Origin of the sequence: Stenotrophomonas sp. GD03958 (genome assembly GCF_029839005.1) — a bacterium.
GTDB lineage: Bacteria > Pseudomonadota > Gammaproteobacteria > Xanthomonadales > Xanthomonadaceae > Stenotrophomonas > Stenotrophomonas hibiscicola.
In genome coordinates this window covers 1-13,406 of record NZ_JAOBZT010000047.1, presented here as the reverse complement: position 1 = coordinate 13,406, position 13,406 = coordinate 1, and the positions used below count along the sequence as shown (strand labels likewise).

At 66.9% G+C, this 13,406-nt stretch carries 9 protein-coding genes; 4 read left to right on the top strand and 5 right to left on the bottom strand.

Annotated features, from left to right (window positions below; translation table 11 throughout):
• The first annotated feature begins 219 nt into the window (after positions 1–219).
• Entirely contained in the window at positions 220–3,438 is a 3,219-nt protein-coding gene (putA, locus tag N5C25_RS13840) for a bifunctional proline dehydrogenase/L-glutamate gamma-semialdehyde dehydrogenase PutA (RefSeq protein WP_058981500.1), read from the top strand.
• A 250-nt stretch (positions 3,439–3,688) separates the two neighbouring features.
• On the opposite strand, the gene N5C25_RS13835 is transcribed toward putA, so the two are convergent.
• The 3 genes from N5C25_RS13835 to N5C25_RS13825 form a co-directional block, all read right to left on the bottom strand.
• Complete coding sequence (locus N5C25_RS13835; RefSeq protein WP_279937124.1) at positions 3,689–4,762, bottom strand: AAA family ATPase; 1,074 nt, start codon at positions 4,760–4,762, stop codon at positions 3,689–3,691.
• Positions 4,749–5,348 carry a nicotinamide riboside transporter PnuC gene (gene pnuC, locus N5C25_RS13830; RefSeq protein WP_279937123.1) on the bottom strand — a complete coding sequence of 200 codons (600 nt, stop codon included), beginning with the start codon at positions 5,346–5,348 and terminating at the stop codon, positions 4,749–4,751. Before pnuC ends, N5C25_RS13835 begins: the two co-directional genes overlap by 14 nt.
• A gap of 140 nt (positions 5,349–5,488) precedes the next feature.
• Positions 5,489–6,841 (bottom strand): outer membrane protein transport protein, encoded by a 1,353-nt coding sequence (locus N5C25_RS13825; RefSeq protein ID WP_279937122.1) that lies wholly within the window; start codon positions 6,839–6,841, stop codon positions 5,489–5,491.
• A 227-nt stretch (positions 6,842–7,068) separates the two neighbouring features.
• Between N5C25_RS13825 and N5C25_RS13820 the strand changes: the two genes are divergently transcribed.
• Complete coding sequence (locus tag N5C25_RS13820; RefSeq protein WP_019662230.1) at positions 7,069–7,761, top strand: rhomboid family intramembrane serine protease; 693 nt, start codon at positions 7,069–7,071, stop codon at positions 7,759–7,761.
• A gap of 84 nt (positions 7,762–7,845) precedes the next feature.
• Here N5C25_RS13820 and N5C25_RS13815 read toward each other — a convergent pair whose 3' ends face one another.
• Positions 7,846–9,294: a S41 family peptidase gene (locus tag N5C25_RS13815; RefSeq protein WP_279937121.1), complete on the bottom strand. Its 1,449-nt coding sequence runs from the start codon at positions 9,292–9,294 to the stop codon at positions 7,846–7,848.
• A 107-nt stretch (positions 9,295–9,401) separates the two neighbouring features.
• Positions 9,402–10,640 (bottom strand): peptidoglycan DD-metalloendopeptidase family protein, encoded by a 1,239-nt coding sequence (locus tag N5C25_RS13810; protein ID WP_279937135.1) that lies wholly within the window; start codon positions 10,638–10,640, stop codon positions 9,402–9,404.
• 158 nt (positions 10,641–10,798) lie between these two features.
• Here N5C25_RS13810 and N5C25_RS13805 point away from each other — a divergent pair, with 158 nt between their 5' ends.
• The gene (locus tag N5C25_RS13805; protein WP_058981516.1) at positions 10,799–11,461 is read left to right on the top strand and encodes a hypothetical protein; all 663 of its coding nucleotides are present in this window, start codon (positions 10,799–10,801) and stop codon (positions 11,459–11,461) included.
• Between the two features lie 86 nt (positions 11,462–11,547).
• Positions 11,548–13,263 carry a M28 family metallopeptidase gene (locus N5C25_RS13800; RefSeq protein WP_058981518.1) on the top strand — a complete coding sequence of 572 codons (1,716 nt, stop codon included), beginning with the start codon at positions 11,548–11,550 and terminating at the stop codon, positions 13,261–13,263.
• Positions 13,264–13,406: the final 143 nt, after the last annotated feature.

Sequence of the window (13,406 nt, the reverse complement as noted above, 5' to 3'; positions counted from 1 at the left end):
CCGGTAGCAAGGGTGCATTCACACATTTTCCGATGCTGCAACACAGCATGAGGTCGGCGGCACGGATGACGAATTCAGCACAAATATTGCCGAGCTTGCTGAACACGCTGAATGCACCGCAGCTAGGGACTATCAGCGCGTCATGAAGGTGTCTCCGCGGCACTTCCGATGAGCTCAAAAATGATTAAAATCGCCAAGTTTTCCATTGGCCGGACCGGCATGAACGCACCTTCCTCCTCCCCTGCCGCCCACGACGCTCCGCGTCCCGGCGCGCTGCTGTCGCCGGAACTGCCGGCGCCCCCCAACCCGTTCCGCCAGGCCATCACCGATGCCTGGTTGAAGGACGAGGCGAGCCACGTGCGTGAACTGCTGGCGCAGGCCCGCCTGCCCGCCGAGGAACAGGCCAGGGTGCAGGCGCTGGCCGCCGACCTGGTCGGCCGCGTGCGCGTGCGTGCCAAGGACCAGGGCGCCATCGAAGCCTTCATGCGCCAGTACGACCTGGGCAGCGAGGAAGGCGTGCTGCTGATGTGCGTGGCCGAGGCACTGCTGCGTATTCCGGACCAGGACACCGCCGACAAGCTGATCCGCGACAAGCTGGCCGATGCCGACTGGGAAAAGCACCTGGGCGGCAGCGACTCGGTGCTGGTCAACGCCTCCACCTGGGGCCTGATGCTGACCGGCAAGCTGGTGCAGATGAACGACGCCACCCGCGCCGATGCCCCCAGCGCGTTCAAGCGCCTGGTCGGCCGCGTCGGTGAGCCGGTGGTGCGTCTGGCCGTGCGCCAGGCGATGAAGATCATGGGCCACCAGTTCGTCATGGGCCGCACCATCAGCGAAGCGCTGTCGCGCTCGCACAAGGGCGACAACGCGAGCTACCGCTATTCCTTCGACATGCTGGGCGAAGGCGCGCTGACCATGAAGGACGCGCTGCGCTACCTGGAAGACTACCGTCGTGCGATCCACGCCATCGGTGGCGATCACAAGGCACGCGGCGGCCGACCGGACGGCGACGTCAACAACGCCCCGGGCATCTCGATCAAGCTGTCGGCACTGTACCCGCGCTACGAGCACGCCAAGCGCGAGCGCGTGCTGAAGGACCTGGTGCCGGGCGTGCTGGAACTGGCACAGCTGGCCAAGAGCTACGGTATCGGCTGCACCGTCGACGCCGAAGAGTCCGACCGCCTGGAACTGTCGCTGGACATCATCGAGCAGGTGTTCTCCGACGCCTCGCTGTCCGGCTGGGATGGCTTCGGCGTGGTCGTGCAGGCCTACCAGAAGCGCACGCCGTACACGATCGACCACCTGGCCGACATGGCGCGCCGCGCCGGTCGCCGCCTGCAGGTGCGCCTGGTCAAGGGCGCCTACTGGGATGCCGAGATCAAGCGCGCGCAGATCGAAGGCTATCCGGGCTACCCGGTGTTCACCCGCAAGCAGAACACCGACGTGTCCTACCTGGCCTGCGCCAAGCGGCTGTTCACCCATGCCGACGCGATCTACCCGATGTTCGCCACGCACAACGCGCACACCATCGCCGCGGTGCGCAGCATCGCCAACGGCGGCGTGTACGAGCACCAGAAGCTGCACGGCATGGGCGATGACCTGTACGCCGAAGTGGTGCCGGCCGACCGCCTGGGCCTGCCGTGCCGCGTATATGCGCCGGTCGGTTCGCATGAAGACCTGCTGCCGTACCTGGTGCGCCGCCTGCTGGAAAACGGCGCCAACTCCAGCTTCGTCAACCGCATCACCGACGAGCGCGTGCCGATCGCCGACCTGATCCGCGATCCGGTCGAGATGGTCGCCTCGTTCGAATCGATTCCGCATCCCAAGATCCCGCTGCCGGTTGACCTGCTGCGCAGCCAGAACCACGACAGGAAGAACTCCATGGGCGCCAACCTCGCCAACGACAACGAACTGCGCGCCCTGGCCGAGCAGATCAACGCGGCCGTCAAGCCGTGGCAGGCCGCTCCGCTGGTACCGGGTGCCAACCCGGCCGGCGCCGCGCTGCCGGTGACCAACCCGGCCGACACCCGCGAAGTGGTCGGCCAGTGGCTGGCCGCCGATGCCGCCACCGTGCAGAAGGCCCTGGCCAACGCCGTGGCCGCACAGCCGGCCTGGAACCGCACCCCGGCCGCCAGCCGCGCCGCCATCCTCGAACACGCCGCCGACCAGCTGGAAGCGCGCATGCCGGAGTTCATGGCGCTGTGCGTGAAGGAAGCCGGCAAGAGCCTGCCCGACAGCATCGCCGAAGTGCGCGAAGCCGTGGATTTCCTGCGCTACTACGCCAAGCAGGCGCGCGAGCAGTTCAGCCACGCCGAGAAGCTGCCGAGCCCGACCGGTGAATCCAACGAGCTGCAGCTGCACGGCCGCGGCGTGTTCGTCTGCATCAGCCCGTGGAACTTCCCGCTGGCGATCTTCCTGGGCCAGGTGGCCGCTGCACTGGCCGCCGGCAACAGCGTCATCGCCAAGCCGGCCGAGCAGACCAACCTGATCGGCTACTACGCGGTGAAGCTGCTGCACGACGCCGGCGTGCCGGCCGAGGTGGTGCAGTTCCTGCCGGGCGACGGTGCTACCGTCGGTGCCGCGCTGACCGCCGACCCGCGCGTGGCCGGCGTGGCCTTCACCGGCTCCACCGACACCGCCCGTGCGATCAACCGCGCGATGGCCGCGCGTGACGCCGCCATCGGTGTGCTGATTGCCGAGACCGGCGGCCAGAACGCCTTCATCGCCGATTCGTCGGCGCTGCCGGAACAGCTGGTCAAGGACGCGATCGGTTCGGCCTTCACCTCCGCCGGCCAGCGCTGCTCGGCCGCGCGCGTGCTGTTCGTGCAGGACGACATCGCCGACAAGGTGATGACCATGCTGGCCGGTGCGATGAAGGAACTGAAGGTCGGCAACCCCGGCCTGCTGTCCACCGACGTCGGCCCGGTGATCGACGCAGATGCGCTGAAGATCCTGCAGGACCACGCTGAGCGCATGGACCGCGAAGCGCGCCTGATCGCCGCCGCCGAGCTGTCCGCCGAAACCGCCAACGGCACCTTCTTCGCACCGCGCGCGTATGAACTGAAGGACCTGGGCCAGCTGCAGAAGGAAGTCTTCGGTCCGGTCCTGCACGTGATCCGCTGGAAGGGCGACCAGCTCGACGCGGTGATCGACCAGATCAACGCTACCGGCTACGGCCTGACCCTGGGCGTGCATTCGCGCATCGACGAAACCGTTGACCGCATCAGCAACGGCGTCCACGTCGGCAACGTGTACGTCAACCGCAACCAGATCGGTGCAGTGGTCGGCGTGCAGCCGTTCGGCGGCCAGGGCCTGTCCGGCACCGGCCCGAAGGCCGGCGGCCCGCACTACCTGCTGCGCTTTGCCACCGAAAAGACGGTGACGGTGAACACCACCGCCGCCGGCGGTAACGCCTCGCTGCTGACCCTGGGCGACTGATCGCCCGGTTGATGCAGTGAACGAAAAACCCCGCGAAAGCGGGGTTTTTTATGCCTTGCTTCCTGTAGAGCCGGGCCCACGCTCGGCTTTTCCGGCTGTAGCGCCGAGCCCACGCTCGGCTTTTCCGGCTGTAGCGCCGAGCCCACGCTCGGCTTTTCCGGCTGTAGCGCCGAGCCCATGCTCGGCTTTTCCGGCTGTAGAGCCGAGCCAATGCTCGGCTTTTCTGGCGCAGCCGAGCGTGGGCTCGGCTCTACAGAGGCAAGGCGACACTGAACCGATTGTCCGCCCGCTTCGCCAGCTCGCCCTGCACGCGCGCGATGCGCGCTTCCAGATCGCCCTCCAGCAGCACGTGTTCGACGCCCCGCGCCTGCAGCTCGCGCACGTACCACGCATGCTGCTGCGCCCGGAAGGCTTCGCCCACCCGAGTGCCGTCCTGGTCGAACGGGATATCTGGCGCACACAGGAACAGCAGGTCATACGGCCGCAATGCAGCCTGCCGCAGTGCCTCCGGCGCCGTACCAAACATCCAGCCGCTGTAGCCCAGCGTCACCAGCGGCGTGGTATCGCAGAACAGCCAGCGATGCGCCCGCCGCGCAACCTTGTCTTCATGCTGCGGCTGGGCCATTGCGATGCGAAGCAGATCCTCGGGCTGCAGTTTGCCGCCCTGCTGCTCCCACAGCGTGCGGCCGAACTCCGGCACCCAGGCGGTCTGCAGGCGCTCGGCCATCACCCGCGCCAGCGTGGTCTTGCCACTGGACTCGCCACCAATGAAGGCCACGCGCTGCACGTATCCGGCGTACACCTCCGGTGCGAGACCATGGCGGTGCGCGTGCGGATCGGCGCGCAGCTGGGTGCCGCACGCCTGCCCGACGTCCAATGCGCGTTCGAGCCGCTCATGGCGTACCGGCGCACCGAAGTGCGTGGCCAGCGCCTGCGCGAAGCCCTCACCGTAGTCCTCGCCGGTGAATACGGCCTGCACCGGGCCACCGAACAGGTGCTGGCACAGCCAGGCGGTGAACATGCGCTGCACTTGCTCGCTGTCGCTGTCGTGCGGCAACGCGCGTGGCGGCACGCCATGTTCGGCACACAGGGCTGCCAGCCGCGCATCATCCAGCACCGCTACCGTTGCCCGGGGGAAGCGCGCACGCAACCAGCGTTCGCGGCGAGCAGCGCTGTAGCCGGCAAAGCCCGGCTGCGACCAGCCGATCACCAGCAGCTGCTGGCAGCGCGTGGCGGCGAAGTCGATCAGTCGTTCATGGCCGAGATGCATCGGGCAGAACTTGCCCACCACCAGGCCGCGCGCAACGCGCTCAGGCAGCGGCATTGGCCGCCTTGGCCTCGTCCCGCATCAGGTGCCGCCAATGGCGCAGTGCCACCAGCGCGTTGATCCAGAAACCCACGTACAGGATCGAGGTCAGATGCAGGCCACGGCTGTAGTACAGCGGCACCGCCACGGTGTTCACCAGCAGCCACACCCACCACGATTCCAGCTTGCGCCGCATCATCAGGATCTGCGCGATCACACTCAGCACCAGCACCGCCGAATCGATGTATGGCGCGTAGGCATTGGTCAAGCGGGTCAGCATCCAGCCGTAGCCGAACGTGGCCACCACCGCCAGCGGCGCCAGCCAGGCCCAGGCACGCGGTCGCAGGGAAGTGATCGGCAACGGCGCACCATGATCGCCGCGCAGCCACTGCCACCAGCCCAGCACGCTGATCGCGATGAAGAAGAACTGCAGCACCATGTCCGCGTACAGGTGCGAGCGTTCGAACACGGCAGCAAACAATGCACAGCCGACGATGCCCAGCCACCAGGTGTGCACGTTGTTGCGGCCGGCCAACAGGATCGAGCCGGCGACGGCGATGTTGGCAGCCAGCTCCAGCTGGAAGTTCGGATCGGACAGGTTCATGGCGTTATTGTCGTGGATCCGTGCGCTGCGTGAACAATCCAGTGGATCCACGCCATGCGTGGATGCCCCGAGCCGCCCCACAAAAAGAAAGCCCCGCTTGCGCGGGGCCTCCTTCGTCCTGCGTCAGGCAATCGCCTGGATCAGAACTTGTACTGGAACGAAGCTGCCAGCACGTCGCCACGAACCTTGTACTTGCCAGCCAGCGAGTTGCCCTGGTTGTTGGTAGTCGGCTTGATGTTCACGTTTGGGTCGCTGGTGAACAGGTGGGTGTAGCCGAAGTTGTATTCGGTGTTCGCCGACGGGGTCCAGCCCACGCCCAGCGACAGCCACTTGCGGCTGGTATCTGGCACGCGGACATCGCGATGAGCGTCGGTAGTCGGGGTCTGGTCCAGCGCGACACCACCGCGCAGGGTGACGGTATCGCTCAGCTTGTAGTCCGCACCCAGCGACACGAAGGTGGTATCGCGATAGCCGAAGTCCAGCACAGAGTCCTTCTGGGCCGAAGCATAGTCGATGGTGACAGCGTCGAATGCGGTCGACCAGGCGGTGCGGGTGACGTCACCCATCACGGTCCAGCGATCGTTGACCTTGTGCGTCACGCTCAGGGTCGCCGACGCCGGCAGCTTCACGGTTGCCTTGCCACTGGTGCTGACAAACTGGCCCGGCTGGGTCTGACCCAGGATGGTCGCAGTGCGGCCATTGTCATTCGGCATCAGGAAGGTGGCATCGCCGCCGGTGATCTTGTGCGTGACCTTGGAGCGGTAGCTCAGGCCGATGTGGGTGTTCTCATCGATCGAGAACAGGCCACCGACCGTCCAGCCCACGGCATTGTTGTCACCTTCAACGGTCAGCTTGCCATCGGCGCTGCCCGGGGCGTAGCCCGGCACGCGGGCCTGGGCCAACGCAGTACCGAAGTCGATGTTGTTGCTGAGCTCGATGGTCAGGTGTTCAACGAACACCGACGCGCCGAACGAGACGTACGGGTTGACGTCATAGGATGCGGCAAAGCCAAGATCGATGGCCTTCAGGTCAGTCTTCAGGCCGCTGTAGCGACCCACCCAACCATTGTCGTACTGGGTCTTGAAACCAAACGGAGCAGTCAGCGACACACCGAAGTGGGCCTTCTCGCCGATCGGCATGTGGAAGTACGCAGCCGGAACCGGGGCGATCATGCCAGCGTCGCCGCCGTCACCGCCGGTCTGCGCGGCGCCGGTCGGCTTACGACCTTGGCCCTTGAACTCGGCCTTGAAGCTGATGGCGCTCAGGTCACCCTGGATCAGGGTGCCGTCCAGCTGGCGCATGCCGGCCGGGTTGACGGCGATGATGGAGGCGTCGCCCTCGGCGCTGCCGGAGCCGGCGAACGCGCGGCCCAGGCCCTTGGCGCTGTTTTCCTTCAGCTGGAAGGCGGCAGCATTGGCATCGGCGGCGGCCAGCGCACCGGCAACGCCGACGGCCAGCAGGGTCAGTCGGGCAATGGTGGAAGCGGTTTGCATCGTAGTTCTCTCTCTCCGGTAAGCGGTGATGGTGCTCTGAGTGCGCCTGCGCCCGCCAGGTCCTAGGACCTATCGGAGCGCGCCGGATTCCCCTCCCGACATACGACGCCGTATGCGAGTATTACCCAGAGCCGTTAATGAAACAATAACGGTGCGGTCGGTTTTCTCGCCTCGAAAGCTGAACAGGACAATCCCCGCCGCAAGCGCCCGCACGCTAGGCTAGTGCCATGTTCGTCTCCCTCCCGTCGCGCAAGAAGGCGGCCCTGCGCTGGGCCACGCCCGTGCTGTTTGCGGCACTGTGGTTGGCGTTCCTGTGGTCGATCTCGCGGCCGGACGATGCCCGCGGCAGCCTCTGGCTGGACTGGGGCGCCCTGTCCACCGGCCTGACCCACCCGCTGGACTGGTGGGCGACCCTGCAGGACGGCAGCGTGCTGCGCCTGTTCACCGCCCTGTTCCTGCACGCCGACTGGTCACACCTGCTGGGCAACCTGGTGTTCCTGCTGATCTTCGGCCTGCCCGCCGAGCGGGTGCTGGGGCCGTGGCGGCTGCTGCTGCTGTTCCTGGTCGGCGGCGCAGTGTCGAACCTGGTGGCGATCTACACCATGGGCAGCCCGGACCAGATCATCATCGGCGCCAGTGGCGCGGTGTCGGCCCTGATCGGTGCGTATCTGGCCCTGTTCCCTGGCGCGCGGCTGGGCGTGGTGATCCCGCTCGGCCTGTTCCTGGAGTTCGTGCGCGCGCCGGCCTATCTGTTGATCGGCGTCTGGGCGGCACTGCAGGTGGTGTTCGCCCACATCGGCCCCAGCTTCGGCATGGTGGCCTGGTGGGCGCACATCGGCGGCTTCGTGTTCGGCGTGGTGTACGGGGTCTACGTGCGGGCGGCCATCGCCCGCCGACTGCGCAAGCGCCACGGCTTCTGACCGCCCGGGTAGTGCCGGCCGCTGGCCGGCATTTGTTTTCTTCTTCCGCCCTTGAGCCGACGCCGGGCATGGCCCGGCGCTACCTCACGGCTTCGCTGGGGCCGGTGCGGGCTTTGCTTCCGGCTTTGCTTCCGGCTTAGGTTCGACCTTCGCTTCCGGCTTCGCCGCAGCGGCCTTCGCGGCCTTGGCCGCATCCGCCTTCTCGGCCTCGGCCTTCAACCGTGCGGCCACCGAACCGGGGTTCTTGAGCTCAGCCAGCGCGTCGTTGATCGGGCCATCGCCCGGCAGCACCGCACCGGCGTGGTAGCCCTCGGTGCCTTCGTCGTCGCCGCGCAGATGGCCTGGCAGGGTGGCTTCGCTGTAATCGCTCAGGCTGGCCGGCAGGGCATCCTCCGCCGACGTAGCGGCGGGCTTCAACTCAACATCCGGCACGATGCCGGTGGCCTGGATCGACTTGCCGCTGGGCGTGTAATAGCGCGCGGTGGTCAGCTTCACCGAATCACCGTTGTCCAGCGGCAGCACGGTCTGCACCGAGCCCTTGCCGAAGGTGCGGCTGCCCACCACGCGGGCGCGCTTGTTGTCGCGCAGCGCGCCGGCGAGTACTTCCGAGGCACTGGCCGAACCGGCATCGGCCAGTACCACCACCGGTGCGCCCTTCAGCAGGTCACCTGGGGTCGCGTCGAACCGGGCATCGCTGATGCTGATGCGGCCACGGGTGCTGACGATGTTGCCCTTGTCGAGCAGATCGTCGGCTACCTGCACGGCGGCCGTCAGCAGGCCACCCGGATTGCTGCGCAGATCCAGCACCAGGCCCTTGAGCTGGCCACCGGACTGCTTCTGCAGCTGCTGCACGTGCTTCTGAAAGTCCGAGCCGGTATCGGCCTGGAAGGTGCTCAGGCGGATGTAGCCATACCCGGGTTCCAGCAGGCGGCTGCGCACGCTGGTCACGCGGATGGTCTGGCGGGTGAGGCTGACATCGAACGGCTTCGGCTTGCCTTCGCGCACGATGGTCAGCACCACCTTGCTGCCGGCTGGGCCGCGCAGCGGTTCACTCGCATCGATGGCGCTGATCGGCTTGCCGTCGATGGCGATGATCAAATCGCCGGCAAGGATGCCGGCCTTGGCTGCCGGCGTGTCGTCGATCGGCGCGATCACCTTCATGCTGGCGTTGTCCGGCTGCTGCTGCAGCTCCACGCCGATGCCCTCGTAGGCACCGTTGGCCTGCTCGTCGAAAGCCTGCGCGTCTTCCTTGTTGAAGTAGGTGCTGTGCGGATCAAGGTCGAGCAGCAGGCCACGCACGGCTGACTGCATCAGCTTCTTGTCATCGACCGGGTCGACATAGGCGGCGCGCACCGCGTTGTACACGGCCACGAACCGGCGGATGTCCTCCAGCGGCACCTTCGAGGTCACCGCCTCTTCGCTGTTCGCTGCCTGCCCGCTGGTTTCCTGGCTTGGGGCGGGCGCGGTCTGCTGCGCCCAGGACAGCGCTGGCAACAGGGCCAGCAAGAGGGTGGCGGTACGGGCTGCGCGCATGGATCACTCCTGTCGACGGTGGCATGGTGCCCAAGGCACATGCGCCGATTATGCGCGAAGCACAGCTAAATTCCCGTTGAATCCGGCCCGTGCGTAACGAGCCGGATTCAGCGCCGCTGCAGCCAGCTATCCGGGTTGACCGGCTGCCCGCCACGACGCAGCTCGAAGTACAGCGCGGTGACACCCTGGCCGCCGGAATTGCCGACCTTGGCCACTGCATCACCGCGGCTGACCCGCGCGCCAGCATCCTTCAGCAGGGTGTCGTTGTGCGCGTACAGGCTCATGTAGCCGTTGCCGTGGTCGACGATCAGGATCATGCCGTAGCCGGTCATCCAGTCGGAGAACACCACGGTGCCATCGGCCACGGCGGTGACCGTGCTGCCAGCCGGTGCGCCGATCAGCACGCCACTGCTGGTGCGGCCATCGGGCAGCTTGCCGCCATAGCGGGCCAGCAGGTTGCCGGACAAAGGCCAGCCCAGGCCGCCCACCTTCGGCGCCGGTGCCGATGCGACCGCAGGCGGTACCTTGGTCGGTGGCGGTGGCGGCCGGCCCTGTGCGGCGGCCTGGCGTGCAGCACGTTCGGCGGCGGCCTTCTCCGCTGCCGCACGGCGTGCAGCCGCGCGGCGCTCGGCCTCGGCACGGGCAGCGGCCGCTCGCAGGTTGGCCAGCAATGTTTCCAGCGCCTTGGCGTCCTGGCCCAGCGCCTGTTCCTTCTCGCGCTGGTCCTTGAAGCGTTCGTCCAGCGAGGCCACGGTCTTGGCGCGATCGCGACGGTCGGCTTCCAGCGCGGCTGCCTGCCGCTTCTGGTCCTGCTGTGCACCCTGCAGCTTCTGCTTGCGCTCGGCGATCTGCGCCTGCAGCGCTTCCAGCTCTTTCAGGTCGGCTGTCAGCGTGGTGATGCGCTGCGCACGCTCGCGCTGCAGGTAGCGATGGTAGGCCAGGGCACGATTCGCATCGGCCACGGTATCCTGCGACAGCAGTAGTTTCAGCGGTGCGTGGTTGCCCAGCTGATAGGCAGCACGCAGCAGCCCGGCCAGTTCGCGGTGCTGCTGGGCGAGGTTGCCCTGCAGGGTACTGCGGCGCTGCTCGGCTTCGGCCAGGGCCTGGGCCTGCTCGCGCAGCGCGGCTTCGGTCTGCGCGAGCGCTCGGCCGGTGCGTGCCACCTTCTCGTCGGCCTCGCGCAGCTGCTGCGACGCCTGCCCGCGCTGGCCCTCGATCTGCCGTCGCTCCTGCGCCACGCCCTTCAGCTCACTGCGCAGTTTCTGCAGCTTGCGCTCGGTCTCGCGGGTGGTCTGTGCGGCACCTGGCAGCGGCAAGGCCAGCGCCAGGGCCAGCCCCAGCAGCAGGCAGCGCCCGCCGCGGGCAGCGGCGATGTGATGTCGGCGTGATGGGAAGGCATTGTCGCGCAAGGGCTTTCCAGTGACTTCAGGCAGTTGCGGGGGCTACCGGGGAATGGTGACATCTCCGCACGCGGCCTGCCAGCCGCACATCCATCGAGGTCGCCATGAAAACTGTTTCCATTCCGCTGCTGTTGGGCGTGCTGCTGGCCACCGGGCCGGTCTGTGCGCAGGAGAACATCAGCAAGGTCAACGGCAGCATCAGCGCCGAACCCGGCCAGCGATACGGCAAGCTGGACACCGTCAACGGTGGCATCCGCGTCGGCGAAGGCGTCGAGACCGGCAGCATCGACACCGTCAACGGCGGGGTCAAGGTCGCCGACGGCGCGCGCACCGGCAAGATCGAAACGGTCAACGGCGGCGTACGCCTGGGCCGCGAAGTGATCGCCAGCGGCGGCGTCAGCACCGTCAACGGCAGCATCTTCACCGATCGCGGCAGCCAGGTCGAAGGCGGTGTCGAGACCGTCAATGGTGGCATCGGCCTGGTCGAAAGCCGCGTCGGCAAGGATGTGGAGACCGTCAACGGTGACATCACCGTCGGTATCGGTTCGCAGGTCAACGGCGGCGTGCATGTGCGCAAGCCGAACTTCAGTGTCTCGCTGACCGCCAGCCGCAAGCCGCGTGTGATCATCGGCCCGAATGCCGTGGTCAAGGGTCCACTGCAGTTCGAACGCGAGGTGGTGCTGTACGTGCATCGCACTGCGCGCATCGGCCCGGTCACCGGCGCCGAGCCGATCCCGTTCGACACCGAAACCGCTCCGGCGGACTGAGCGCACCGCGCCTTCGGGTTCGGTGATACTCGCTGACACCGGTCGTGCACGACGCGCGGCCGCCCTTTGTTACCCAGGAATCGACGATGCCCCGCAAACTCCTCCTGTGCCTGGCCGCTGCGGCCGCGCTCAGTGCCTGCAAAGGCGAAGACACTCCGGCGCCCGCGCCGGCCACCGACACCGCAGCTGCCAAGCCGGCCGCGCATGCGTTCTCCCCGGAGATCAATGCCGGCGACTTCGCCGAGATGGTCAAGACCCTGGCTTCGGATGAGTTCGAAGGCCGCGCGCCGGGCAGCAAGGGCGAAGAACTGACGGTCAACTACATCCGCGACCAGATGCAGCGCATCGGCCTGCAGCCCGGCAACGGCGACAGCTGGTTCCAGGATGTACCGATGACCGAGACCACGGCCGATGAATCGACCGTGCTGAAGATCACCCAGGGTGGCAAGACCACCGAACTGAAGTTCGGCACCGACATGGTGGTCGGCACCCGTACCGGCCAGGCCGAGGTGAAGGTCGATGCCAGCGACCTGGTGTTCGTCGGCTATGGCGTCGATGCGCCGGAGCAGAAGTGGAACGACTACGCCGGCCAGGACTGGAAGGGCAAGACCGTCGTGATGTTCGTCAACGATCCGGGCTTCCATGTCGACGACGAGAAGCTGTTCGACGGCAAGCGCATGACCTACTACGGCCGCTGGACGTACAAGTTCGAGGAGGCTGCCCGCAAGGGGGCCGCTGCCGCGCTGATCGTGCACGACACCGCCGGCGCGTCCTACGGCTGGGACGTGGTGAAGAATTCCTGGGCTGGCCCGCAGTACGACCTGCCGGCCAAGGATGACCCGGAAGCCCGTATTCCGGTGCAGGGCTGGCTGAGTGCCGACGCGGCCAAGGCGCTGTTTGCTGGAGCCGGCCTGGACCTGGCGCAGGCCTACAAGGATGCCAGCAAGCGCGGTTTCAAGCCGGTGCCGCTGAAGGCCACCGCTGCGGTCGACCTGAAGAGCCAGATCGCACAGAAGCAGTCGCGCAACGTGGTGGGTGTGTTGCCGGGTGGCAAGCGCGCTGACGAGGCGGTGCTGTACATGGCGCACTGGGATCACCTGGGCAAGCATGAGGGCGAGACCGGCGACAACATCTACAACGGCGCCGTCGATAATGCGACCGGCGTCGCCGGTATTCTAGAAGTGGCCGAAGCCATGGCGCACCAGGATCCGAAGCCGGAGCGCTCGGTGGTGTTCTTGGCGGTGACCCTGGAAGAATCCGGCCTGCTGGGTTCGAAGTACTACGTTGCCCATCCGACTTTCCCGCTGGACAAGATTGCTGGCGTGATCAACATCGACGCGATGTCAGTGGCCGGCCGTGCCAAGGACGTGACCGTCACCGGCTTCGGCAGTTCGGAGCTGGAGGACATCCTCAAGCCGCTGGCCGCTGCCCAGGACCGCACGCTACATGGTGAGACGTCGGTGCAGAGCGGCTTCTACTTCCGCTCGGACCACTTCAACTTCGCCAAAGCCGGCGTGCCGGCCCTGTACGCCGATGGCGGCGAGGACCTGCGCGAGGGCGGCGTTGACGCTGGCCGCAAGGCCGCAGCCGACTACGGCGCCAGCCGTTACCACGGCCCGAAGGACGAGTTCGACGCGTCCACCTGGAAGCTGGACGGTACCGTCGAAGACCTTCAATTGATGTACGGCGTGGGCAAGGAACTGGCCGGTGGCGATCGTTGGCCGAACTGGTACGAAGGCAACCCATTCAAGGCTGCCCGCGACGCGATGATGAAGAACAAGGCTGCGGCCGCTGCAAAGTAGGGTCGAGCCATGCTCGACTGAACATCGTTGAGGTCAAAGCGGCGCCCCGTGGGGCGCCGCTTTTTTTGTGCGCTCTGCCATTGGTGGGTGCCAACCTTGGTTGGCACCGCCTTCCGCGGGGACCATCTCGCCCACGCATGGCA

Bases quoted from the DNA above. Each gene is read 5' to 3' on its own strand.
- putA (WP_058981500.1), top strand. From the start codon at position 220: ATGAACGCACCTTCCTCCTCCCCTGCCGCCCACGACGCTCCGCGTCCC.
- N5C25_RS13835 (WP_279937124.1), bottom strand. From the start codon at position 4,762: ATGCCGCTGCCTGAGCGCGTTGCGCGCGGCCTGGTGGTGGGCAAGTTC.
- pnuC (WP_279937123.1), bottom strand. From the start codon at position 5,348: ATGAACCTGTCCGATCCGAACTTCCAGCTGGAGCTGGCTGCCAACATC.
- N5C25_RS13825 (WP_279937122.1), bottom strand. From the start codon at position 6,841: ATGCAAACCGCTTCCACCATTGCCCGACTGACCCTGCTGGCCGTCGGC.
- N5C25_RS13820 (WP_019662230.1), top strand. From the start codon at position 7,069: ATGTTCGTCTCCCTCCCGTCGCGCAAGAAGGCGGCCCTGCGCTGGGCC.
- N5C25_RS13815 (WP_279937121.1), bottom strand. From the start codon at position 9,294: ATGCGCGCAGCCCGTACCGCCACCCTCTTGCTGGCCCTGTTGCCAGCG.
- N5C25_RS13805 (WP_058981516.1), top strand. From the start codon at position 10,799: ATGAAAACTGTTTCCATTCCGCTGCTGTTGGGCGTGCTGCTGGCCACC.
- N5C25_RS13800 (WP_058981518.1), top strand. From the start codon at position 11,548: ATGCCCCGCAAACTCCTCCTGTGCCTGGCCGCTGCGGCCGCGCTCAGT.